Source organism: Bradyrhizobium sp. IAR9 (genome assembly GCF_013408065.1).
Lineage (GTDB): Bacteria > Pseudomonadota > Alphaproteobacteria > Rhizobiales > Xanthobacteraceae > Bradyrhizobium.
On sequence record NZ_JACBZW010000007.1, the window covers coordinates 237060 to 258125 of the forward strand.

At 61.2% G+C, this 21066-nt stretch carries 22 protein-coding genes; 18 read left to right on the forward strand and 4 right to left on the reverse strand.

Annotated elements, in window-relative coordinates; translation table 11 throughout:
* Window positions 1-98: 98 nt before the first annotated feature.
* Together GGD67_RS20555 and GGD67_RS20560 are read left to right on the forward strand one after the other, a co-directional pair.
* Entirely contained in the window at window positions 99-1280 is a 1182-nt protein-coding gene (locus tag GGD67_RS20555; protein WP_246784402.1) for an acyl-CoA dehydrogenase family protein, read from the forward strand.
* A 162-nt stretch (window positions 1281-1442) separates the two neighbouring features.
* Entirely contained in the window at window positions 1443-1643 is a 201-nt protein-coding gene (locus GGD67_RS20560) for a hypothetical protein (protein WP_179735374.1), read from the forward strand.
* A gap of 91 nt (window positions 1644-1734) precedes the next feature.
* On the opposite strand, the gene GGD67_RS20565 is transcribed toward GGD67_RS20560, so the two are convergent.
* Complete coding sequence (locus GGD67_RS20565; RefSeq protein WP_283814135.1) at window positions 1735-2502, reverse strand: SDR family NAD(P)-dependent oxidoreductase; 768 nt, start codon at window positions 2500-2502, stop codon at window positions 1735-1737.
* 197 nt (window positions 2503-2699) lie between these two features.
* On the opposite strand from GGD67_RS20565, the gene GGD67_RS20570 reads away from it, so the two are divergent.
* The 5 genes from GGD67_RS20570 (at window position 2700) to GGD67_RS20590 (ending at window position 6821) form a co-directional block, all read left to right on the forward strand.
* Window positions 2700-3566, forward strand: a complete 867-nt coding sequence (locus GGD67_RS20570) for a CoA ester lyase (protein WP_179735378.1) — start codon at window positions 2700-2702, stop codon at window positions 3564-3566.
* 113 nt (window positions 3567-3679) lie between these two features.
* On the forward strand, window positions 3680-4180 hold the full coding sequence (locus GGD67_RS20575; protein WP_179735380.1) for a MaoC family dehydratase: 501 nt from the start codon (window positions 3680-3682) through the stop codon (window positions 4178-4180).
* The gene (locus GGD67_RS20580) at window positions 4180-4662 is read left to right on the forward strand and encodes a MaoC family dehydratase (protein ID WP_179735382.1); all 483 of its coding nucleotides are present in this window, start codon (window positions 4180-4182) and stop codon (window positions 4660-4662) included. The genes GGD67_RS20575 and GGD67_RS20580 overlap by 1 nt, the downstream gene beginning before the upstream one ends.
* 5 nt (window positions 4663-4667) lie before the next feature.
* Window positions 4668-5894, forward strand: a complete 1227-nt coding sequence (locus GGD67_RS20585; RefSeq protein ID WP_179735565.1) for a CaiB/BaiF CoA-transferase family protein — start codon at window positions 4668-4670, stop codon at window positions 5892-5894.
* A gap of 12 nt (window positions 5895-5906) precedes the next feature.
* The gene (locus GGD67_RS20590) at window positions 5907-6821 is read left to right on the forward strand and encodes a CoA ester lyase (protein WP_179735384.1); all 915 of its coding nucleotides are present in this window, start codon (window positions 5907-5909) and stop codon (window positions 6819-6821) included.
* Window positions 6822-6835: 14 nt separating this feature from the next.
* On the opposite strand, the gene GGD67_RS20595 is transcribed toward GGD67_RS20590, so the two are convergent.
* The gene (locus tag GGD67_RS20595; protein ID WP_179735386.1) at window positions 6836-7678 is read right to left on the reverse strand and encodes an IclR family transcriptional regulator; all 843 of its coding nucleotides are present in this window, start codon (window positions 7676-7678) and stop codon (window positions 6836-6838) included.
* Between the two features lie 266 nt (window positions 7679-7944).
* On the opposite strand from GGD67_RS20595, the gene GGD67_RS20600 reads away from it, so the two are divergent.
* The 6 genes from GGD67_RS20600 (at window position 7945) to GGD67_RS20625 (ending at window position 13645) form a co-directional block, all read left to right on the forward strand.
* Window positions 7945-9378: an aldehyde dehydrogenase gene (locus GGD67_RS20600; RefSeq protein WP_179735388.1), complete on the forward strand. Its 1434-nt coding sequence runs from the start codon at window positions 7945-7947 to the stop codon at window positions 9376-9378.
* Window positions 9379-9390: 12 nt separating this feature from the next.
* The gene (locus GGD67_RS20605; RefSeq protein ID WP_179735390.1) at window positions 9391-10263 is read left to right on the forward strand and encodes an SDR family oxidoreductase; all 873 of its coding nucleotides are present in this window, start codon (window positions 9391-9393) and stop codon (window positions 10261-10263) included.
* A complete protein-coding gene (locus tag GGD67_RS20610) occupies window positions 10260-10961 on the forward strand; it encodes a glutathione S-transferase family protein (protein WP_179735392.1) in 702 nt (233 codons plus the stop codon). The genes GGD67_RS20605 and GGD67_RS20610 overlap by 4 nt, the downstream gene beginning before the upstream one ends.
* 11 nt (window positions 10962-10972) lie before the next feature.
* Window positions 10973-12229 (forward strand): cytochrome P450, encoded by a 1257-nt coding sequence (locus tag GGD67_RS20615; RefSeq protein WP_179735394.1) that lies wholly within the window; start codon window positions 10973-10975, stop codon window positions 12227-12229.
* A gap of 198 nt (window positions 12230-12427) precedes the next feature.
* A complete protein-coding gene (locus tag GGD67_RS20620) occupies window positions 12428-13231 on the forward strand; it encodes a crotonase/enoyl-CoA hydratase family protein (RefSeq protein ID WP_179735396.1) in 804 nt (267 codons plus the stop codon).
* 177 nt (window positions 13232-13408) lie between these two features.
* Window positions 13409-13645 carry a hypothetical protein gene (locus GGD67_RS20625; RefSeq protein WP_179735398.1) on the forward strand — a complete coding sequence of 79 codons (237 nt, stop codon included), beginning with the start codon at window positions 13409-13411 and terminating at the stop codon, window positions 13643-13645.
* A 450-nt stretch (window positions 13646-14095) separates the two neighbouring features.
* Here the strand turns inward: GGD67_RS20625 and GGD67_RS20630 are convergent, their stop codons facing one another.
* The gene (locus GGD67_RS20630; protein ID WP_179735400.1) at window positions 14096-14920 is read right to left on the reverse strand and encodes an oxidoreductase; all 825 of its coding nucleotides are present in this window, start codon (window positions 14918-14920) and stop codon (window positions 14096-14098) included.
* Between the two features lie 79 nt (window positions 14921-14999).
* On the opposite strand from GGD67_RS20630, the gene GGD67_RS20635 reads away from it, so the two are divergent.
* Complete coding sequence (locus GGD67_RS20635) at window positions 15000-15557, forward strand: TetR/AcrR family transcriptional regulator (protein ID WP_179735402.1); 558 nt, start codon at window positions 15000-15002, stop codon at window positions 15555-15557.
* Window positions 15558-15607: 50 nt separating this feature from the next.
* On the opposite strand, the gene gcvA is transcribed toward GGD67_RS20635, so the two are convergent.
* On the reverse strand, window positions 15608-16501 hold the full coding sequence (gene gcvA, locus GGD67_RS20640) for a transcriptional regulator GcvA (RefSeq protein ID WP_179735404.1): 894 nt from the start codon (window positions 16499-16501) through the stop codon (window positions 15608-15610).
* Between the two features lie 107 nt (window positions 16502-16608).
* On the opposite strand from gcvA, the gene GGD67_RS20645 reads away from it, so the two are divergent.
* Genes GGD67_RS20645 through GGD67_RS20660 form a run of 4 tightly spaced genes read left to right on the forward strand, consistent with a single transcriptional unit; the run spans window position 16609 to window position 21064 of the window.
* On the forward strand, window positions 16609-17769 hold the full coding sequence (locus GGD67_RS20645) for an acyl-CoA dehydrogenase family protein (RefSeq protein WP_179735406.1): 1161 nt from the start codon (window positions 16609-16611) through the stop codon (window positions 17767-17769).
* Complete coding sequence (locus tag GGD67_RS20650) at window positions 17723-19864, forward strand: acetate--CoA ligase family protein (protein ID WP_246784403.1); 2142 nt, start codon at window positions 17723-17725, stop codon at window positions 19862-19864. Before GGD67_RS20645 ends, GGD67_RS20650 begins: the two co-directional genes overlap by 47 nt.
* Window positions 19857-20225, forward strand: a complete 369-nt coding sequence (locus GGD67_RS20655) for a hypothetical protein (RefSeq protein WP_179735408.1) — start codon at window positions 19857-19859, stop codon at window positions 20223-20225. Before GGD67_RS20650 ends, GGD67_RS20655 begins: the two co-directional genes overlap by 8 nt.
* Window positions 20222-21064 (forward strand): alpha/beta fold hydrolase, encoded by an 843-nt coding sequence (locus tag GGD67_RS20660; protein WP_179735411.1) that lies wholly within the window; start codon window positions 20222-20224, stop codon window positions 21062-21064. The genes GGD67_RS20655 and GGD67_RS20660 overlap by 4 nt, the downstream gene beginning before the upstream one ends.
* Window positions 21065-21066 lie beyond the last annotated feature (2 nt).

A 21066-nucleotide genomic window follows, 5' to 3' on the forward strand; every position in this document is an offset into this window, starting at 1 on the left:
ATTGCAGTCCTGTCGTTCTCTCGATGACCGGCCAATCGAGCTGAACGCTTAGCGGGTGCGCCCGCGCGGCGCACAAAGTACCGGAGGAGCGCGACGAGTTGGCAAACGAAGATCGATCCTATTTCACCCAAGAGCGACTGATGATGCAGGAGCTGGCGCGCACCTTCGCGCGTGAGGAGGTGACCCCGCTCGCGAACAAGCTCGACCCGGAGAAGGGCGACATTCCACGCGAGCTGATCGATAAGATGGGGGATCTCGGCTTCTTCGGGATATTGATCCCGGAAGAGTACGGCGGGTTGGGACTTGGCGCCTTCGAATACTGCATGGTCGCCGAAGAATTGGCGCGGGGCTGGATGAGCGTCGCTAGCATCATCGCGCGCGGCAACGGCTTCTATCGCACGATCGGGGGAGACAGCGAGGCGCGCCGCAGGAAGATCGAAGCCATGGCGCGCGGGCACTATTTGGGTGCCGCGGCGCTTTCGGAGCCCCAGACAGGGTCGGATTTGTCGAATGTGGCGTGCCTCGCGCGCCGCGACGGCGATGAATGGGTGATCACTGGGAATAAGTATTGGTGCACCTTCGCTGACGGAGCCGACTTCATCAGCGTGCTGTGCCGTATCCACAATCCATCGTCGACGGAGTCCCGTTCGGGCACAGTGTCGGTCGTCGTTGAAAAGCCGCGCGGTGAGCTGCCGAAAGGAGTGACGGGATCTCCCATCCCCAAAATCGGCTACTTCGGCTGGAAGACGTGGGAGCTGCATTTCGACGAGGTTCGTGCGCCTGCCCAGCCGACGGAAGCCGCAGATGCCGGCCGCGCCTTCCAGGCCGCAGCTCACGGCCTCGAACTCGCCCGAGCGCACACGGCAGCGCGATCGATCGGGCTGGCGCAAGCGGCGCTCGATCATGCGATAGGGTATGCCAAGGAGCGCGAGCAGTTCGGCCGGCCAATTTCCGACTTCCAGGCGATCCGCTTCAAGCTCGCGACCATGGCGACGGAAATCGAGGCCGCCCGACAGCTCATGTACTTCACCTGCACCGAGATCGACGCCGGCCGTCCCGCGCGAAAGGAAACTTCGATGGTGAAGTACTTCGCCGCGGAGATGGCGGAGCGGGTCACCAGCGAAGCGCTCCAAGTCCTCGGAGGAGCCGGCTACACCACTCTTCACCCCGTCGAGCGTTACTGGCGCGACGCCCGACTGACGAAAATCTTCGAAGGAACGTCTGAGATCCAGCAGCGGATCATCTCCGACGTGATGCTGGGAAAACCGACGCGTCCTTAAGCAGCCGACGCGCCCGAGCCGACCCGCGCAGTCGTGTCAGGCACGGGCGCTCGGCTCTCGGCTCGGGGCAACGTGGTGCCGTACGTCTCATCATGAAGGATTGGCAAAATGCCTCCGGCTGACCGACGCTCGAGTGCAGAACCAAGCACGGCTTCAACGCCGATGCCCCGCTATCAAGTCGTCGCAACCCACTACGGCAGCTATATGGTGGTGGACGTCGTCACGCCCGACCCGGTGTATGGGGTGTGCGGCGGCCACCGATTGGTCTGCGAGACGTGCATTCAAACGCTGGCCGAGAACATCGCCGCAGCCTCGAACAGTATTGCCGATCAGGTCGGATCGAAACTGCTCTTTGTAGATTAGCTCGGCCTGCAAGGCGAGGCTCTTACGTGGAAAGACTATCGAGCCATTGAAGCCGCCCCTGACGGCAGGCGTTGAGGGCGGTGCGCCGCCCTCAGAACATGTGCTCGCCGCCATTCAAATGGATGGCTTGACCATTCACGAAGCTGCCTGTGGTGCACAAATAAAGACAGGCATAGGCGAGATCGTCGACATGTCCCCAGCGGCGGACTGGGATCGCCTTTGCGACGTCCTCATAGGTCGCCTTCGGGTACTGGCTCCAGTCGCGCTCCGTGTCGATGGCGCCTGGCACCACCGTATTGGCGGTAATGCCGAAAGGCCCAAGCTCGCGAGCCAGTGCTTTGGAAAAGCCGTGCATGCCGGCTTTGGCGGCGATGTTGTAGGCGCGATTCACCAAGTGTCCGGTGAAGCCGTCGTACCCGGAGACGTGGATCACCCGGCCCCAGCCGCGCGCTCTCATCGACGGCACCACCTCGTGGGCGAGGTAAAAGCACGATGACAGGTTGGTGCGGATCGCCCAGTCCCAATCTTCGACCGTGATGGTTTCGAAGGGCTTGTGCAATCGCCGGCCGACGTTCGAGATTGCAATATCCACTGGCCCGAGAGCGGACGTCGCCTCAGCGACGAGACGCGCGACGTCCTTGGGATCCGACACGTCGGCCATGATCCCGATCGCCGTTCCCCCGGCCTCTCGAATCTTTGTAACCGTGCGCTCGACGTTCTCCTTGGAGCTGTGACCGTTCACCACAACTGCCGCGCCAGCCTCCGCCAAGCGCGCTGCGATCGCTGCTCCGATATTCTGGCCCGACCCGGTGACGAGTGCGACCCGACCTTTGAGGCTTGTCTCGTGAATGCTTGGCATCAGCGTTCCTGCTTTCCTCGGTTGAGTGCATCTGAAAGGGCGCACGGGGCGAGCCGACTATATACGGGTATTCGTCAGCGGCATCGGGGAGCCGGCAATCATTCCGTCTGTAATATCGATCGTGTTGGGGCGACCGGCGATTGCCTTCTGCCTTGCCGCTCTGGCTTCCTGTCGCTTAGTTTTCGAAGGGACAGCCAATGGATAACACTCGACCCCGGCGCAGCGCCCTCTACATGCCGGCGAGCAACAGCCGAGCCATAGAGAAGGCGAGGAGCCTCTCCTGTGATGTGGTGATCCTCGACCTCGAGGACGCGGTAGCCCCGGACATGAAGGTCGCCGCGCGCGAGCAAGCTGTCGCCGCGGTGAAGGAGGGCGGCTTTGGTCGCCGCGAACTGGTCGTGCGGATCAACGGCCTCGACACGCCATGGGGTCGCGACGATCTGGCCGCCGTCGCTGCCATTGGCGCAGACGCGGTGCTGGCGCCCAAAGTGTCGGCAGCCGGCGATGTCATCGCGTATGACGGACCGTTGTCCGGCAGAACGCGGCTGTGGATCATGGTCGAGACGTGTCAGGCGTTATTCCACCTGGGAGAGATTGCCGAGACAGCGGCTCGGACGCGTCTGGCGGCCTTCGTGTCGGGTACCAATGATCTCGCCAAAGAGATGCGCTGCCGCCCTGACGTAGTGCGCCTGCCGCTGCTAGCACCCCTCAGCCTCACCGTGGCAGCGGCCCGCGCCCATGCTCTTGTTGTCCTCGACGGGGTTTTCAACGCGATCGAGGACGAGGCGGGCTGCCGGAGCCAGTGCAGGCAGGCCGTTGAGCTCGGCTTCGACGGCAAGACCCTGATTCACCCATCGCAGGTGGCGATCGCGAACTCCGTCTTCGCGCCCAGCAAAGAGGAGGTGGCTTGGGCCCACGTTGTCGTCGCCGCCTTCGCCGCTCCCGATGCGGCGGAGAAAGGTGTGTTGCGTGTGGACGGCCGGATGGTCGAGCGCCTGCACTTGGACCAGGCACGACAAGTCATCGCGGTCGCTGATGCGATAGCCGAGGCCGGAGCTGCGTAGACAGTCATTCCGTATGTAATGCTTTGCGCCCAAAGCCTGTCTCGAGATTGCCGGCGCATCCCCGAAGGCGCAGAAGGAAGCATCTGGGGAAGTTTGGCCGAGAGGAGAGTTCGATGGCAAATGATCCGAGAGAGCGCGCTGCGCTCTGGCCAAAGGGAAGACTTTTCGAAGATTTCCACATCGGGCAGAGCTTCGATCATCACTGGGGACGCACAATCTTCGAGGCGGATACCGTGTTGTTCTCGACTCTGACTCTCTCCTTCAATCCGCTCTACTTCAACCGCGCCTACGCCAAGGCACACGGGCATCCCGACATCGTTGTGAACCCACAGCTGGTGTTCAACGTGGTGCTCGGTCTTAGCGTCGAAGACTGTAGCGAGATCGGCGGGCCATTCCTCGGCGTTTTCGATCTGAGCTACGACCGCCCCGTCTATCCCGGGACCACGATCATCGCCCGCAGCGCGACCACGGAAACCCGCCGCTCAGAGAGCAATCCCGCCAACGGAATCGTGACATGGCGCACCGACGGCTTCGATGAAGACGGCAATCGGGTCGTCGGGTTTCGACGATCCAATCTCGTGCGCCTGCGCAATCCAAAAGTGGAGGCCGCCTAATGGGTGAACTCGCCAAATTGACTGGCAGCAAGAACTACTTCGAGGATTTCGAGGTGGGGGCGGTGATCCGGCACGCCCGCGGCAAGACCATCACGCCGCTCGAGAACGTGCTGATCACCAATCTGGTGATGAACACCGCCGCCGGGCACTTCAATCAGCACCTGATGGAGGGCACACCATTCGGCGGTGTGATCTCTTACGGCGGCGTGAACTTCTCTCTGGTGTTGGGTTTGGCGTCCCAAGACTGCTGCGAGAATGCTCTCGCCGAGATTGGACTCGACAATATTCGCCTGTCCAAGACAGTCACGCACGGCGACACCCTGTACGCCTACAGCGAGGTTCTCGATACGAAGGAGTCCGAGCGGGCAGATGCGGGCATCGTCGTCTTCCGTCACTACGGCTACAATCAGCGCGACGAGCAAGTCGTTCAAGTCGATCGGAAAGTCCTTCTCAAGCGCAAGAGCCACTGGGGGGAACGGTGAGCGAGATGGACACCTTCGGAGCGCTCTCGGATCTTCGGATCATCGATCTGACGCAGATGCTGGCAGGCCCTTTCGGTTCCATGCTCCTGGCGGATCATGGTGCGGAGGTCATCAAGATCGAGCCGCTCGAAGGGGACATGACCCGTCGCGGCGGATCGTTCCGCTCCGACGACCATCAGCGATTGCTCAACGGATACTTTCAGAGCGTCAATCGCAACAAGCAGAGCGTCTGCCTCGACCTGAAGAGCACTGAAGGAAAGGCTGCGTTCCTGGCACTGGTCCGCAGTGCGGATGCAGTGGTGGAAAACTTCCGTGCCGGCGTCATGGAGCGGCTCGGGCTCGGCTATGAGGTACTGAAGCGGGAGAATCCGCGCCTCGTCTACGGTGCGCTACGTGGCTTCGGTGACGAGAGGACTGGCGCCTCTCCCTATCTGACCTGGCCTGCCTTCGACGTTGTCGCCCAGGCAATGGGCGGCATCATGGCGATCACCGGCCCCGATGCAAAAACCCCAACCAAAGTGGGACCTGGCGTCGGTGACATCGTGCCCGGCATCATGCTCGCGTTCGGCGTTTTGGCCGCTGTACACAATGCGCGCCGCACGGGCGTAGGCCAGTTCGTCGATGTATCGATGGTGGATGCCGTGTTGTCGGTGTGCGAGCGGCCGGTCTGGCAGCACTCTGTCGACGGTTCGATCCCGGGGCCCGAGGGCAACCACCATCCATTTATTTCTCCGTTCGGCATGTTCCCGGCAGCTGACGGCTTCGTCACCATTGCGGCACACCAGCAGCAGTTCTTCACAGTACTATGCGGAGCGATCGGGGCCGAAGCCTTGCTGCAGGATCCGCGTTTCTGCGACGACCAGGCCCGTGGCGCCAATCGCAACGACCTCAATCGTGAACTCGGCGAATTCACGCAGCGCTTCACCAAGGCCGAACTGGTGGCTCGCCTTGGCGGCCGGATTCCCTTCGGGCCCGTCATGAACATCGCAGAGATCGACGCCGATCCGCATTTCGCGAAGCGTGAGATGATCGTTGAAGTCGAACAGCCTGGTTCCGGCTCCATTCGAATCGCCGGCGTGCCCATCAAGATGACGGAGACGCCAGGTGCCATTCGTCGCCGCGCACCGTTTCTCGGCGAACAAACGCGTACCCAGTTGGGCCGAGCCGGCCTGTCCGAGGATGCCATTCAGGCCCTCATCGCCGCGCGCACGGCCGTTGCTCACAAGTCCTGAAGAGGTCCCCCAATGTCGAACCGTCCACGCCGCGCCCGCCGCTCGCAATTGTCCGTACCGGGCAGCAGCGAGAAAATGCTCCAGAAAGCGACCCAGTCCGCCGCCGATCACGTCTTTTGCGACCTGGAAGACGCCGTCGCACCCAGCGCAAAGGTCGAAGCTCGCCAGAAGATTGCTTGGGCGCTCAACAATCTCGACTGGGGTCGCAAGGTTCGCTGCGTCCGTATCAACGACGTCACGACCGAGTGGTGCCATGACGATATCATCACGATCGTCGAGCAGGCGGGCGCCAATCTCGACACGATCATGCTGACAAAGCCCTACACGGCCGCGGACGTGCTGTTCCTGGATCGCATGCTGAGCCAACTCGAGAAGAAGCTGAAGCTCGAGCGCCGGATCGGCATCGAGGTACTCATCGAGGAAGTCCAGGCGCTGCAGAACGTCGAAGAGATCGCGCGGTGCACGGACCGAATGGAGTGTCTCATCTTCGGAATGGGAGATTATTCTGCCTCGCAGGGCATCGATACCCGCGACATCGGCGGCACGGGAGGCACCTATCCCGGCGACATCTTCCACTACGCGCGCTTCCGCGTCGCCATGGCGGCGCGTGCGGTCGGCATAGACGCCGTCGACGGCCCCTTTGGTAACTTCAAGGACGAAGCGGGCTATCGCACCGAAGCAGGGCGCGCGCGCTCGCTCGGCATGGTTGGCAAGTGGGCCATCCACCCGTCCCAGATCGCGCCGGCTCTTGAGGTGTTTTCCCCCAGCGCAAATGAGATCGCCCGTGCGCGCCGCCTGGAGGCAGCCTACCGTGAGGGCGAAGCCCAAGGTCTCGGCGCCGTTCAGGTCGACGGGGTGATGATCGACGTCGTCATTCTGCGTATGGTGAGGAATACGCTCGAGAAGGCGGAACTCTTCGGGCTTTAGGCCGACCTGATCGTTCAGGCGACCGATGCCATTCGAGCGCGGTCCGCTAGACCATGCGCCGCGCGCCGATATGGTGATCGCGGCGCTGGGGACACGGCTGGCGATGGCCGCGCGAACCCGCTCACGAATTGGTCCAGGGCGGCCAACACAGCGTCTTTGTCGGTGCGGATCCTGGCCGTCGGCCCGCCGACCCCGACTGCAAGTGGGGTGCCGCCCATCGGAGAGACGATAGTCATCGCCACGGCGCTCAGCGTCGGAACTGAATCGCCATTCGTCTCCGCATAACCCTCGGCACGCGCCCTGTGCATCATCGCGATGAAGTCGGCTTCACCGACGCGGAAACGATCCTCAGTCGCCTCGGCGTTGCAGCGGCGTACCCACGATCGAATCTCCGCGTCGGGCAATAGGCTGAGAAGCGCGCGACCCGCCGCTGAACAAGTGAGCGAACGATACATGCCAGACGAGATATCGAGCCTGTCGGGCTCATCGGAGGTCTGCGCCAGCACGTATTGAGCTGCGGCGCCATTCTGAATGGCGATGAAGGCAGTGAACCCAAGCCTGCGCTGGAGTTCGTTCAGCCGCGCGCCGATCGCGCCAGCATCGCCGAAGCGGCGATCGATCCAGCTTCCGAGCAAGGCGACGCGGATGCTCGGTGCGAAGGTTCGATGGTGTGCATCGTATTCCAGATAGCCGAGCTTCAGGAGATTCCGAAGCAGCATGCTGACGCTGGGCTGCGGAATGCCCAGGCCCTTGGCAATGCGGCCCACCGTGAAGGGTTGCTGCTCGCGTGAAAATAGCTCGAAGAGCGCCAGCGTCCGTTCGGCGGACTTGATCTTCCGTGGCGTTGATGCCGCCATGACCTACCTCCCATCGCTTCTTGTATTTTGTCTGCAGACTATCACCCGGCGTCGGCCGAAGTCATTACATATGTAATGGATCGATCGTCTTCATTTCACCGCCAAACACGGTGGCCGCGCGCTCGAGGCCGAATAGCGCCGGTGGAGCACGGCCTAGATGTTGGTCGGTGAGCCATGATCACAACTGTAATCACTGTCCCAGCCCCCTTCCGAACAATGGCCGAAGGAGGAGACAATATCGCTAGAAAAAAAGCGGGTGGAGACGGATGGAATATCAGTGGGATCATTTCGTTGACGGCAAGGTCCTGCCGCCTGCATCGGGGCAGTATCTTCAGTCGTTCGACCCACGGACGGGTGTGAAGGCGGCCGCGGTAGCGGCGGGGGGAGGCGCCGATGTCGATGTTGCCGTGCGCGCGGCTGCAGGAGCAGCCGCAAGCTGGCGCGCCCGCCGGCCGATCGAACGTGGCCGAATCCTGTTGGCGCTTGCCCAGAAGATCCGAGAGCAGTCCGCGCATCTCTCCGAGATCGAACGCTCAGATACTGGCAAGCCGGCGTGGCAAGCGCCCGCCGAGATCGAGATTGCAGCGCAGTACTTCGAGTTCTACGGCGGACTTGTGAACATCTTCCAAGGCGAGAAGATCGACCTTGGAGCAGGCTATCATTGCTACACGTCTCGCGAACCCTTTGGGGTCGTGGGGGTGATCACCCCCTGGAATGCGCCCCTCAATCAGGCGGCGCGGGCCGTTGCACCGGCGCTTGCCGCAGGAAATGCTGTCGTACTCAAGCCGTCGGAGTTCACCTCCGGCACGAGCGCGGAACTCGGGCGCCTGGCCGTGGAGTGCGGATTGCCACCGGGCGTGCTGAATGTTGTGCTGGGCGCTGGGCCGGAATGCGGGGCGGCGATCGTCTCGCATCCACAGGTGCGCAAGCTCGCCTTTACCGGCAGCGTGCGGGCTGGCCGCGAGATCGGACGCATTGCGGCCGATCGAGTCATTCCTCTTACCCTCGAGCTCGGCGGCAAATCGCCCAATATCATCTTCGACGACGCCGACCTCAGCTTGGCCATTCCCGGCGCTGTGCGTGCTTTCGTGGTGAATGCAGGACAGGTCTGTCTGGCGGGTACCCGGCTGCTTGTGCAGCGTTCAGTCCATGAGCAGGTGGTTAAGGGTCTTGCAGCGGCTGTCAGGGCGTTGAAGGTCGGTCCGCAAACTGACGCTATGGTCGGGCCCTTGACTACCAGGGCACAGTACGAGCGCGTAAAGAGTTGGTTTGACGTGGCCAAGAGCGAAGGCGCCCGTGCCATCGTCGGAGGCGAACTGATCGAGGATCCGGCGTGGGGCAAGGGATGGTTTGTGCCGCCCACCATCTACGCCGACGTACGCAACGACATGCGCGTGGCTCGGGAGGAGATATTCGGGCCGATTCTATCCGTGATCCCCTTTGATGATGAAGCCGAAGCCATCCACATTGCCAACGACACCGAATACGGACTCGCGGCGGGGATATGGACCCAGAACCTCTCGCGTGCCCATCGCGTCGCCGCAGCCATCGAAGCCGGACAGATCTACGTGAACGAGTATCAGGCGGGCGGCGTCGAAACGCCGCTCGGCGGCTTCAAGCTGAGCGGATATGGCCGAGAGAAGGGCATCGAGGCTCTTCACCACTATACGCAGCTCAAGTGCGTGACGATCAAGCTTTAGTGGAGTAGCAGGATGGATTTGGAGGGGACTCGAGCGGTCGTCACGGGCGGCGCATCCGGCATAGGGCGCGCCTTGGCTGAGGAACTCCTGACGCGCGGTGCCACGGTGATGATCGCCGATATCGACGGCGCTCGCGCGCGTGCGGTCGCCGCGGAGCTCGGTCGAGCGGTCCTGTCCGGCCAGTGCGACGTCGCCGACCATCAGTCGGCCGAGCTCCTGGCAGAGGTCGCCGAGCGTGATCTTGGACCTATCGACATGGTTTTCGCCAATGCCGGAGTGAGCCTCTCCGGACCGCTCCTTCAGGCCAAGCCCGAGGAGTTCGATTGGGTCTTCGGCGTCAATGTCCGCGGTGTGTGGAGTACTGTAGCAGCCTTCGCGCGCCGGATGACCGCTGCGGGACGAACTGGGCGTTTTTGTATCACCGCGTCGGAACATGCACTCGGTCTGCAGCACACTGGCGCCGGCTTCTATACTGCCAGCAAGCATGCAGTCCTGGGTTTGGCGGAGGTGCTCCGCGCCGAGTTGCCGCCGACGTTGAAGATGAGCGTCCTCTGCCCGGGCCTGGTCGCAACCGAGATCCACCTTTCACGCCGCCACAGCGGGCTGCCCCAGCCTGATCCGGCTCAATTGGCCGTCGGTGAGGCCGTCGTCCGTCGCGGCATGCCGGCGTCCGCTGTGGCCGTCGCAGCCGTAAACGGCGTCATCCGCGGCGATTTCCTTATTGTCACTCATCCGGTTTCCTTTCCCGCTGCCGAAGCGCGGGGCCAGGAGGTGGCGGCCGCCTTCGCGGCCCAAGCGCCTTGGGTCGAGGGAGCAGAGCGATACGACGTCAAAAGAGTTTTGGCTGCGGTGCTCGCCGAGGCGCGCCAGGGAGGGTCGAGATGATCACGCTCTATCAGTTTGCCACTTCGCCTTTCACAGAGAAGGTTCGCCGCGCTCTGAATTACAAAAGGCTCCCCTTCAATGTCCACGAGGTGGACCGCGCGGCTGTGGCCGGCGGCAAGTACATCCATGTCAGCGTCAGCGGAAAGTTTCCCGCGATTGAGCATGATGGACAGGCTGTGCTGGATTCCACAGACATTCTCGAATATCTCGACCGCACTTTTCCCGAGCGTCCGGTCCTGCCTACTGATCCCCGCGAACGGGCACTGGCTCATGTGATCGAGGATTGGGCGGACGAGAGCCTCTATTTCTACGAAATGACCATGCGGCTAGCCTGGCCACACAATCTGGAGGCGGCGCTCGACGAATTTGCGCAGAGCATGCCGGGGATTCCGCGCGACCAGCTCAAGAGCCGAATCCTTGAAGGGGTAGGTGCCCTCACTCGCGCTCAAGGCGTGGGCCGCAAGCCGCGTGAGCAGGTGGTGGCCGACGCCGCGCGGCACTTCAAGGCGCTCGACGGCCTTCTAGAGGGACGCGACTGGCTGGTGGGCGATCGCGTCTCGTCAGCGGATCTTGCGGTCATCGCTCAGGCGAATGCGCTGCTCTATGCCGAGGAGTGCCGCACAGCTCTCGACAGCACGCACAACGTTCGGCCCTGGCTTGCCCGGGTTGACGTCATTGCGCCGAAAACCAGCCCATAGGGAGGGGTCTGATGTCCATCGCCCTCGACACCAATCTTGCCGATATTGATCTGATCCCAGGCCGGCGCGGCCCACCCTACGATCTTTTTACGGCCTGGCGGCGCGCGGATCCCGTTCATTGGAATCCGGCTCCCGATCGGACTGCCTACCGCGTTGTCCTGCCGGGCGCGGACCTGCATGAGGGCTTTTGGGTCCTGACCAGATATCAAGATGTCTTCGAGGTCTCACGCGACCAGTCCTTGTTCTCGTCCCATACCGGCGGTCCGATCATCTGGGACTTCGTAGACCCGGTGCGCTTGTCTCAGCAGCAGGCGGGGCTGATGGGTATGCCGCCGGAACTTCATGCCAAGGTCAAACGCCTCGTTCTGCCGCCCTTTGCCAACCAAGCGTTGGCCGAATTCGAGCCCGATGTGGCCCGCGCGGCGCGGGAGATAGTGGATGCTGTCGCTTCGCGGGGGACATGCGAGTTCGTATTTGACGTGGCCTCACGGCTGCCCGTGTACACCTTCTGCACCTTGATGGGCATCCCGGAAGAGGACCGCGAGCAGATATTCCGATTGGGCAACGCCGCGGCGGACGTCGAGGCCGAGAAGCCCGTCGGCGAGGATCCTGTCCCGCAACTGTTTGCCTTTTCGGCGAAGTTGGCTGAGGAGAAGCGGCGCAATCCCGACCGCTCGATGATGAGCGCTTACGTCAATGGAGAGGTCGATGGCGAAAAGCTCACAGATGAGCAGATCGCCATGTTCTTCGTGACTATGTCAATCGCCGGGCACGAGACGACCCGCGGGACGGCTGCGCACTTTGTGCGACTGATGAATGAGCATCCAGAACAATATGCCCTTCTGCGTAGTGATCCGGACCAGTATCTGCCGAATGCCATCGAGGAGGTGCTGCGCTTTGCGCCACCGGTGATCCAGTTCCGCCGCACGGCGACCGCCGACGCTGCAGTCGGTGGGCAACCGATCGCGGCCGGCCAAAAGCTCTACCTCTCTTACCCGGCGGCGAACCGGGACCCTGAGGTATTCGTCGATCCGGACCGGTTCGACATCACGCGCAAGAACGCCGCCAAGCACTTGTCCTTCGGCACCGGCCCGCATGTTTGCATCGGCGCCCGGCTCGCCCGGACGCAGCTGAAGCTGCTTCTGAAGGAAGTAGTGGCGAGAATTCCTGATATCCGGCCCATGGGCGAGCCTCGATTTCTGCGCTCGATCTGGTTCAACGCCATCGTCAACATGCCGGTGGCCTTCACACCCGAGGGGCGCGCGTGACGACGGAGCACCACCGAATTCGACGTCGTCGCTGGTGTCGGCGCGGGGCCTTTCGATGGTTTCTTTGACACCACGCCTGCGTAACAGGTGCGCGTACGACGCATGCGAAACATCCTTCGAGCTCGCTTCCGATGCGCAGCATCAAACGGATCACGCTAGACATCACCAGCAGCTGACGAGCGTCGGAGATATCGACACATGGCACAAAGGGTTACCGTCCAGATCACAGATGGTATCGCGAGCGTAAAGCTGACGCGAGCCGACAAGATGAACGCACTCGATACGGAGATGACAAAAGCGCTTGTCAATGCCGGTGAGGGCCTCAAGTCTGAGCGCGGTTTGCGGGCCGTTGTGCTGTCCGGCGAAGGACGTGCCTTCTGTGCCGGCCTCGATATGGACCAGATGGGGAGCATGGCGTCGGGCGAGCGTACGATCGCCCGATCTCTCGTGGAGTCGGCCCGTACTCCAGCGGGCGCCAATCCGCCGCAGCAAGTTGCCATGGTGTGGCGCGAGGTGCCTGTCCCCGTAATCGCGGCGGTCCACGGCGTCGCCTTCGGCGGAGGCCTGCAACTCGCGCTCGGAGCCGACGTTCGCATCGTCGCGCCTGACGCGCGTCTGTCCGTGCTGGAGATCAAGTGGGGCCTGGTTCCTGATATGGCGGGCATGGCACTGATGCGCCATCTCGTGAGAGATGACCTCGCGCGCATCCTGACCTTTACGGGACGAGTCCTATCGGGAGGGGAAGCAGTCGAGACGGGATTGGCTACTCAGGTCAGTGACGATCCTCAATCCGCGGCCATGGCTTTGGCGCGCGAAATCGCAGCCAAGAGTCCCGACGCGATCCGTGCGGCGAAACGGCTGCTCAACATGGCGCTTTACGCCGAAGATGTCGCTGTCCTGCGCGCGGAAAGCGAGGAGCAGGCGAGCTTGATCGGCTCGCCAAACCAGATCGAAGCTGTGACGAGTAATCTACAAAAGCGCTTGGCGACGTTCGTAGACTGATTTCTCGGCAACAAATTTGCTAGATGCATCCCGGCGCGCACGGCGCCTCGGTGCATTCGTGGAGTTTCGAATGCACGAATGTTTCGAAGATGTGTCTGGAGAACAAATTTCCGCGAAACAAAACGCGGCGCTAAGGTGCCTACGTTGACCGGTGTGCAAGCTTCGGAGAGCACTTCATTGTTCAAGTTCATCAGAGACATGCTTCGTGGGTCCGCGGATCGCAAGTCGTCTTCCGGATTTGATATCTACGAGGCACGCGTACAGAAAACGGGCCGCTCGCGCTGGGAATGGTTCCTATATGACGGCGCGGGGCATCTGGTCATGCAGGGAATTGAAAGACGCCGGTCGGCGGCCATTTACGCGAAGAATCGAGCGCTCTTTCTGCTCCTTTCCAACCGGCGCATTTCCAGATAGCACGACCAGAGAGGCGATCGGCTTGAGGCGTGGGTTGTGGAACAGGCGGATTGCGATCGCCGTCACGCTGCAGCGGTCAAGGCCTGTTGCCAGATATCCAGCATTCGAGACGATCGTTGAGCCTCAGACCAAATCCGCGAGTATTGCATTTGTGATGTTTGCCATCCAGATCTGAATCAAGATGGCGATCCCAAGCGCCTTGATCTACAGCTTCTACCAGGGTGTGTGATGCCGGTTCGGATTATATCTCCCTTCCGACGGAAATCATCTCCTCCCGACACTTGGACCGGCTTTCGTGTTAGAAAGCCGGTCTTCTTTTTTTGGAGAGTGTTCGGAATAAGCCTATTGGAAAAAAAAGCTCTCATGCGGAGGCCTTTACCTCGACGGTTACCACGAGCGAATACTCAAGAGCAGTCGACTCGATACCGCTGGCCTCCTTCCTGAGAGATTTCAAGCCGCCATGGAAGTGATCATCCGATCGAACACGCGGTCGGGCAGCAGCCAGCGCAAGAACAGGACGGGGCCTGCCATATAGCCCGCGGCATAGCGTGTCCGAGGCTTGCCCGCAGTCACGGCACGCGCGACGGTCTTGGCGATGACCAAGGGATCCGAGAGCTGCTTGCCACCATAGAGTTTCGCCATGCCGTCGGCGGCCTTCTTGACACCGGCAGCATAGGCGCCGGAGCCCGACGTTTTGCGGAGGTGATCGACCGCAATGCTGCCCCAGGGCGTCCGTATCCCACCGGGTTCGACGATGATGACATCGATGCCGAAGGGCGCGGTTTCGATTCGGAGGGCATCCGACCAGCCCTCGAGCGCGTGCTTGGTGGCATGGTACCAAGCGCCGAAAGGCGTGTAGATCTTGCCTCCGATCGAGGTGATGTTGACGATCTTGCCGAAGCGGTTCTCCCGCATCTTCGGCAGGATAAGCTGGGTGAGACGCGCAAGGCCGAAGATATTAACCTCGAACTGGCGCCGTGCCTCTTCGATGGGCACCTCCTCGACGGCGCCATACGACCCATAACCAGCATTGTTCACCAGAATGTCGATCCGGCCTTCGCGGGCCGTGATCGTCTCAACGCAGGTTCGGATCGATGCTTCGTCCGTGACGTCAAGTGGCAGGATGTGAATGCCGTCCGCCTCCAGGGGCTTCATCTGCTCTACCCGGCGTGCTGCAGCATATACGGTGAAGCCCTTTTTTTTGAGAAGGCGCGCGGTGGCCTCGCCGATCCCGGAGGAGGCCCCGGTGACCAAGGCGGTTCTTACGCTCTTCATATCGATCTCCTGTCAGTTGGACAAATAGCGTCTTTGTGTCTATATTGACACTTGGCGTCTATTTGTCAATATGTCTGCCATGAATGAAAGGGAGATCGCGATCTGCGAGGCTGCGGCCCGCATGTTCACGCGCTACGGCGTGAAGCGGACGGGCATGAATGACATTGCACTGGAAGCCGGCGTTGCGCGGCAGACGCTGTACAACATTTTCCCCAATAAGGATGCGGTGCTGTTCGCGACGATCCGCCTCTTCATGCATCGAGCGCTCAAGGAGACCGAGCGTGAACTGGAAGGATGCAATGACTTGCGCAAGCAGCTCGGCGTCGTCTTCGAGCATGTGGCGCGGCGCCCCTATACAATGCTTCACGCCTCGCCCCATGCTGCGGAAATCATAGACGGTATGAGCGCCGAAAGTCGAAAGGTGATCGCCGAGTGCTACGAGGAGTACCGTTCCATCATCGAGAAGCTGCTGGCACCGACAAAAGGGAATATCCGCGCGTCTGGAATGACCGTTCACCAGCTTACCGACGCTATCTTGAACTTCGCGATTGCCGCCAAGCATGAGGCACACGATCAAGCTCACCTCGATGAATTGCTCCGAAGCCTGACTGCCATGACCCTCCGCTGCGCAACCTGAAGCGGCAGATCAGCTTGGCGGCGCGCCCGATTGTTCTGCCCTGCGCAAGCCTACGACTGCGCGGAAAGGAAATCCGCGACCTGACCCTTCAGCCAGTGGACAAAGCTTCGCGCCTTTCGGCCGAGCAGGCGGTTCTTGGGCCAGGCCAGATAGTGAGCCATCGGACGCTCGAGGGGGGCGTCGAACAATGGGATCAGGGCGCCATCTTGGATTTCGTTCCGCAGTAGTAATAATTGTCCCATCGCCACTCCGACGCCCTCGACGGCAGCCTGATAGGTCAGGACCGAACTCTGAAAACTGATGCCGGGATCTGCAAGGAGATCCGGCCGCTTGATTGCCATAAGCCAATCGGGCCAATCTGTGCGGCGATAATGGGAATGAAGCAATTGTACCTTGCGGAGATCGTCAGGCTCCACCAACCGCGTACGCTTGAGGAGTTTTGGACTGCACACCGGCTGGATTACATCCTTGAACAGCAACCTCGTTTCGATCCCCGGCCAGCCTCCGGCACCGAACTGAACCGCAAGATCGATCTTGTCCTTCTCGAAATCGACTGGAGCGACAGCATTGCTGATGTCCAGCTTGATCTGCGGGTAGCTTACGTAAAATGACGAGAGTCTCGGAATCAGCCACTTGGCGGCAAATGTCGTGTAGACCCGGATCCTCAAGGGCTGAGCCTTCCGCGTCGCGGTTAAGCCCGCCGTAGCCTGAGCGATGATCTGGAATGCTGGCGCGACCTGCCGTTGATACTCTTCGCCCTCAGAGGTCAGGCGCAATAACTGCTTGTCTCGCTCGAACAGGCGAACGCCGAGAAATGTCTCCAAGGTGGATATCTGCCGGCTCACTGCCGGTTGCGTGACGCGCAACTCTTCTGCAGCGCGCGTAAAACTGAGATGGCGGGCCGCTACGTCGAATACGTGCAACGGATTGAGCGGGGGGATCATCTGTCCGCTATCATTACATAATGTAATGTAATCATAACTGATTGATAGTTGTAGGTCAAAGCTTGGGCTGAGAAACAGGCTCCATCCCCGAGCAGGTCACCCTACACATGAATTTTGAGCTCAACGAAGAACAGCAGGCGTTCGCAGAGTCAGTCCGTCGGTTCGCCGAGACCAATTTGAAGGCCGGAGCCTTGGATCGCGCCCACGATCCACATTTCCCGCGTGAGGTCGCGCGTCTGCTCGGAAAGCAGGGCCTGATGGGCATTTCCTTCGATCCGGAGGATGGCGGCCAGGGCGGCACGCTATTCGATTGCGTGATCGCGATCGAGCAGGTGGCATCGGTCTGTCCACGCAGCGCCGACGTGGTGCAGGCCGGCAATTTCGGCCCGATCCGGACTTTTGTGGAGTATGCTTCTGCGGAACAGAAGAGCCGCTGGCTGCCAGATTTGCTCAAAGGTAACATCTGCATCAGTCTCGGCATGAGCGAGCCTGATGCTGGCTCAGCCGTCACTGAACTAAAGACCACTGCGACGCTGGATGGGGACGATTACGTCATCAATGGCAGCAAAGTATTCGGCACTCATAGCCCTGACGCGGCCATCTATCTCGTTTACGTCCGCTTCGGTAGCGGCGTAAACGGCATCGGCTCGGTCATCGTCGAGCGGGATACGCCGGGCTTCACCGTTGGCAAGCCGTCTTCCTTCATGAGCGGTGAGCAGTGGAGTCAACTCTATTTTGAGAACTGCCGTATTCCCAAGCGCAACGTGCTACTTGGGGTCGGCGGTTTCAAGAAGCAGATCGCCGGTTTCAATGTGGAGCGGCTTGGCAACTCTGCGCGATCGCTCGCGCTTGGCCGTTACGCCTTCAATCTCGCGCGAGAGCATGCGTCGGTTCGCAAGCAATTCGGCCGTCAGCTCTGCGAGTTTCAGGGGCTGCAATGGAAGTTTGCCGAAATGGCGTTGAAGCTCGAATCTGCCCAGATGCTGCTCTATCGCGCGGCAAACGTCACCGAAGGATTGCCATCAGCGTATCAAACCGCCATTGCCAAGCTCGCCTGCAATGAAGCAGGCTTTCAGGTCGCCAACGAGGCCGTGCAGATCATGGGCGGCCTCGGCTACAGTCAGGAGTCGCTTGCGGAATACTGCATGCGCCGCACCCGCGGCTGGATGATTGCCGGTGGATCGACGGAAATATTGAAGAATCGAATCGCGGAAGCGGTGTTTGACCGCCGTTTCGATCAGCGCGGGCAGGTCGAACGTGCGAGTTGACAACACCGGACCTGCACTTGCGCAGGCGCTCCTGGCGCCTCGCAGCATTGCTCTGATCGGAGCGTCGGACGATGTCTCGAAAACGTCAGCCCGACCTTTGCAGTATCTACGGCGAGCCGGTTACGAAGGCTCCGTTTACCCGATTAATCCGCGCCGCGACACCATTCTGGGCGAACGGGCCTGGTCGTCCCTCGCCGATCTGCCCTCGGTACCGGATCATGCGTTCATCTTGACGCCGACAGAGGGCGCCGTCGAGGCCGCAGCGGAATGTGCGCGTGTCGGCGTTCGCGTAGCAACCATTCTGGCGTCGGGCTTCTCCGAAGGCGGCGAGCAGGGCCAGAAGCTTGTCGTGCGGCTGCAAAGGCTCTGTGCCGATACTGGCCTGCGCATCCTCGGGCCCTCGAGCCTCGGCGCGATCAATCTGCACCACAAGACCATCATCACTGCCAATGCGGCGTTCGCAGAGCCGGATCTGCCGCGCGGCGGTATGTTCGTGGCGTCCCACAGCGGTAGTCTGCTCGGTGGTCTGATATCACGCGGGAAGGCGCGCAACATCGGCTTCGCGGGTCTCGTCTCGGTCGGGAACGAGGTCGACCTGAGCCTCGGTGAAATCTGTTCGGCGACACTCGATGATCCCGCCATCAGTGGATACGTGCTATTTCTCGAGAGCATCCGTCATGCCCAGGATCTAAGGCGTTTTGCACTTGATGCCGCCGCGCGCGGCAAGCCGATCGTCGCCTATAAGCTCGGGCGTTCGGCCGCGGCCGCCGAACTTGCTCTCTCTCACACCGGCGCACTTGCGGGAGAGGATGACGTCGCCGACGCCTTCCTCGCCGATTGCGGCATTGCGCGGGTATTCAACTTCGAGACCTTATTGGAATCACTGCCGCTTTTACAGCGTTTGCCGGCGCGTCCGACGGTCTCACGCAGCGCGCGCGTCGGCGTAGTGACTACGACGGGTGGTGGTGCGGCCATGGTGGTCGACGAGCTGTCGATGAAAGGGATCGACGTCGTCAAGCCCAGTGACGCAACCTTTAGCCGCTTAGGCATGGCCGGCGTCAAGGCGAACCATGAGCGCATCACGGACCTTACTCTAGCCGGTACACGCTACGACGTGATGAAAGCCGCGCTCGAAACCATGCTATCGGCCCCGGAATTTGATGCAGTCATCGCGGTGATCGGCTCGTCGGCCCGCTTTCAACCGGAGCTCGCCGTCAAGCCGGTCATCGACAGTGCGTCTTCGAGCAAGCCGCTCGTTGCGTTCCTGGTCCCTGAGGCCCCTCAAGCCCTGAACATGCTGGCGGACGCTGGAGTGCCCAACTTCCGCACACCTGAATCCTGCGCCGATGCGGTGAGCGCGGCGTTGCTACGCCGTCAGCCGACCGCGCTTGCAAACCCGCCGTCGATCGCTCACACTTCGACGAAGCAGCTCGATGAAATGGCGGCTTATGCGCTCCTGGGGAGGTTTGGAGTGCCCCATGCTCCGACAGCTGCCGTCGATGTCGACACGGCGCTACCCATCGCGCTCCCCTTCGAATATCCAGTCGCCGTTAAGCTGTTGTCCGCGGACATCGCGCACAAGACGGAAGTGGGTGGGGTCGTCCTAAATGTTGGAAGCGAAGCCGAACTCAGGGCGGCGATGCACAAGATCGCCGAGAGCGTGAAGACGCGGCATCCTGAGGTCGCAGTACGGCAGGTGCTTGTACAACCGATGACATCGGGACTTGGCGAGATGTTGCTCGGGTACCGTGTTGATCCCGAGGCCGGTCCCATAGTCCTACTGGCTGCAGGCGGCATCTACACTGAGATCTATCGTGACCGCAGTATCAGGCTGGCACCGGTCGATCTCGATACCGCACGCGACATGATCTCGGAACTATCGATCAGCCGGATTTTTCAAGGGTTCCGCAACAACCCCCCCGGCGATATAGATGCGTTGGCGCAGGCCGTCGTTGCGATGTCGCAGCTTGCCGCAGACGAGAGCGTGGTCGTGGTGGATGCCGAAATCAATCCGCTGATCGTCAAACAGGCGGGCGAGGGCGTGATGGCCGTAGACGCGTTGGTCGCGCTCGCCCACGGGAGGACACATGATTGAAGACCTGAAAAACAAGGTCAATGCTGACGAGAACCTCGTCAGGCGAGGGCGTTTCCTGTCGACCACCTTTCTGCTTGAGGTCGGTCCGACCGCGTGGCTGATTGCGATCGGGGAGGGCAAGGTCGTTTCAATCGTTCGTGGCCCATTCGTGATGCCGTCCTGGACCTTCGCGTTACGCGCCCCGGAGGAGGAGTGGGCCAAGTTCTGGAGCGCAAGGCCGCAGCCCGGATCTCACGATTTGATGGCGTTGATCAAGCGCCGTACCCTGAAGGCAGAAGGCAACTTGCAAGTCTTCATGGCCAATCTGCGTTACTTCAAGGAAGCGCTGGTCAAGCTGCGCGCGTCGGGAGAGCCAGCATGACAGTACGTTTCGAGGCCACCATCGGTCGCTATTTGCATCTCGAGCTATTTGGCCGCGAGCATCGCCTTTATATCGAAGAGGCGGGCCAGGGCACGCCGTTGCTGTGCCTTCACACCGCCGGCGCCGACGGCCGCCAGTATCGCGCGCTGATGAATGATGAGCAGGTGACGGCCAAGCATCGCGTGATAGCCTTCGATATGCCTTGGCATGGCAAGTCCTCGCCGCCGGTAGGCTGGCAGAACGAAGAGTATCAGCTCACTTCGGCACAATATGCCGAAATGATCCTCTCCGTTGCCGATGCCCTCGAACTCGACAAGCCCATCGTGATGGGATGCTCGATCGGAGGACGCATCGTGCTGCACCTCGCGCTGGACCATCCCGAGCGCTTCCGGGCGATCATCGGCTTGCAGGCGGGTGCCCATGTAGACCCCTATTACGACCTGAATTTTCTGCATCGTCCCGACGTGCACGGGGGCGAGGTCTGCGCTGCCATCGTATCCGGCCTTGTCGGTCCAGATGCGCCGGAAGGCGATCGCTGGGAGACGCTGTGGCACTACATGCAGGGCGGACCAGGCGTGTTCAAGGGTGACCTCTTCTTCTACAAACTCGATGGCGATATCCGCGATCGCGTCACGCAGATCGATACGTCGAAGTGCCCGTTGTTTCTGCTGTCCGGCGAATACGACTATTCCTGTACGCCCGAGGAAACGCTCGCCGTTGCGAAAAGCATCAAAGGCAGCAGCGTCACTATCATGAAGGGCCTTGGGCACTTTCCGATGAGCGAGGATCCCGACGCGTTCATCAAATATCTGCTGCCGGTCCTCGGCGCCGTGAAGTAGTT

Bases quoted from the DNA above. Each gene is read 5' to 3' on its own strand.
- GGD67_RS20655 (WP_179735408.1), top strand. From the start codon at position 19,857: ATGATTGAAGACCTGAAAAACAAGGTCAATGCTGACGAGAACCTCGTC.
- GGD67_RS20570 (WP_179735378.1), top strand. From the start codon at position 2,700: ATGGATAACACTCGACCCCGGCGCAGCGCCCTCTACATGCCGGCGAGC.
- GGD67_RS20585 (WP_179735565.1), top strand. From the start codon at position 4,668: ATGGACACCTTCGGAGCGCTCTCGGATCTTCGGATCATCGATCTGACG.
- GGD67_RS20575 (WP_179735380.1), top strand. From the start codon at position 3,680: ATGGCAAATGATCCGAGAGAGCGCGCTGCGCTCTGGCCAAAGGGAAGA.
- GGD67_RS20600 (WP_179735388.1), top strand. From the start codon at position 7,945: ATGGAATATCAGTGGGATCATTTCGTTGACGGCAAGGTCCTGCCGCCT.
- GGD67_RS20630 (WP_179735400.1), bottom strand. From the start codon at position 14,920: ATGAAGAGCGTAAGAACCGCCTTGGTCACCGGGGCCTCCTCCGGGATC.
- GGD67_RS20615 (WP_179735394.1), top strand. From the start codon at position 10,973: ATGTCCATCGCCCTCGACACCAATCTTGCCGATATTGATCTGATCCCA.
- GGD67_RS20635 (WP_179735402.1), top strand. From the start codon at position 15,000: ATGAATGAAAGGGAGATCGCGATCTGCGAGGCTGCGGCCCGCATGTTC.
- GGD67_RS20595 (WP_179735386.1), bottom strand. From the start codon at position 7,678: ATGGCGGCATCAACGCCACGGAAGATCAAGTCCGCCGAACGGACGCTG.
- GGD67_RS20560 (WP_179735374.1), top strand. From the start codon at position 1,443: ATGCCCCGCTATCAAGTCGTCGCAACCCACTACGGCAGCTATATGGTG.
- GGD67_RS20605 (WP_179735390.1), top strand. From the start codon at position 9,391: ATGGATTTGGAGGGGACTCGAGCGGTCGTCACGGGCGGCGCATCCGGC.
- gcvA (WP_179735404.1), bottom strand. From the start codon at position 16,501: ATGATCCCCCCGCTCAATCCGTTGCACGTATTCGACGTAGCGGCCCGC.
- GGD67_RS20660 (WP_179735411.1), top strand. From the start codon at position 20,222: ATGACAGTACGTTTCGAGGCCACCATCGGTCGCTATTTGCATCTCGAG.
- GGD67_RS20620 (WP_179735396.1), top strand. From the start codon at position 12,428: ATGGCACAAAGGGTTACCGTCCAGATCACAGATGGTATCGCGAGCGTA.
- GGD67_RS20580 (WP_179735382.1), top strand. From the start codon at position 4,180: ATGGGTGAACTCGCCAAATTGACTGGCAGCAAGAACTACTTCGAGGAT.
- GGD67_RS20610 (WP_179735392.1), top strand. From the start codon at position 10,260: ATGATCACGCTCTATCAGTTTGCCACTTCGCCTTTCACAGAGAAGGTT.
- GGD67_RS20645 (WP_179735406.1), top strand. From the start codon at position 16,609: ATGAATTTTGAGCTCAACGAAGAACAGCAGGCGTTCGCAGAGTCAGTC.
- GGD67_RS20565 (WP_283814135.1), bottom strand. From the start codon at position 2,502: ATGCCAAGCATTCACGAGACAAGCCTCAAAGGTCGGGTCGCACTCGTC.
- GGD67_RS20590 (WP_179735384.1), top strand. From the start codon at position 5,907: ATGTCGAACCGTCCACGCCGCGCCCGCCGCTCGCAATTGTCCGTACCG.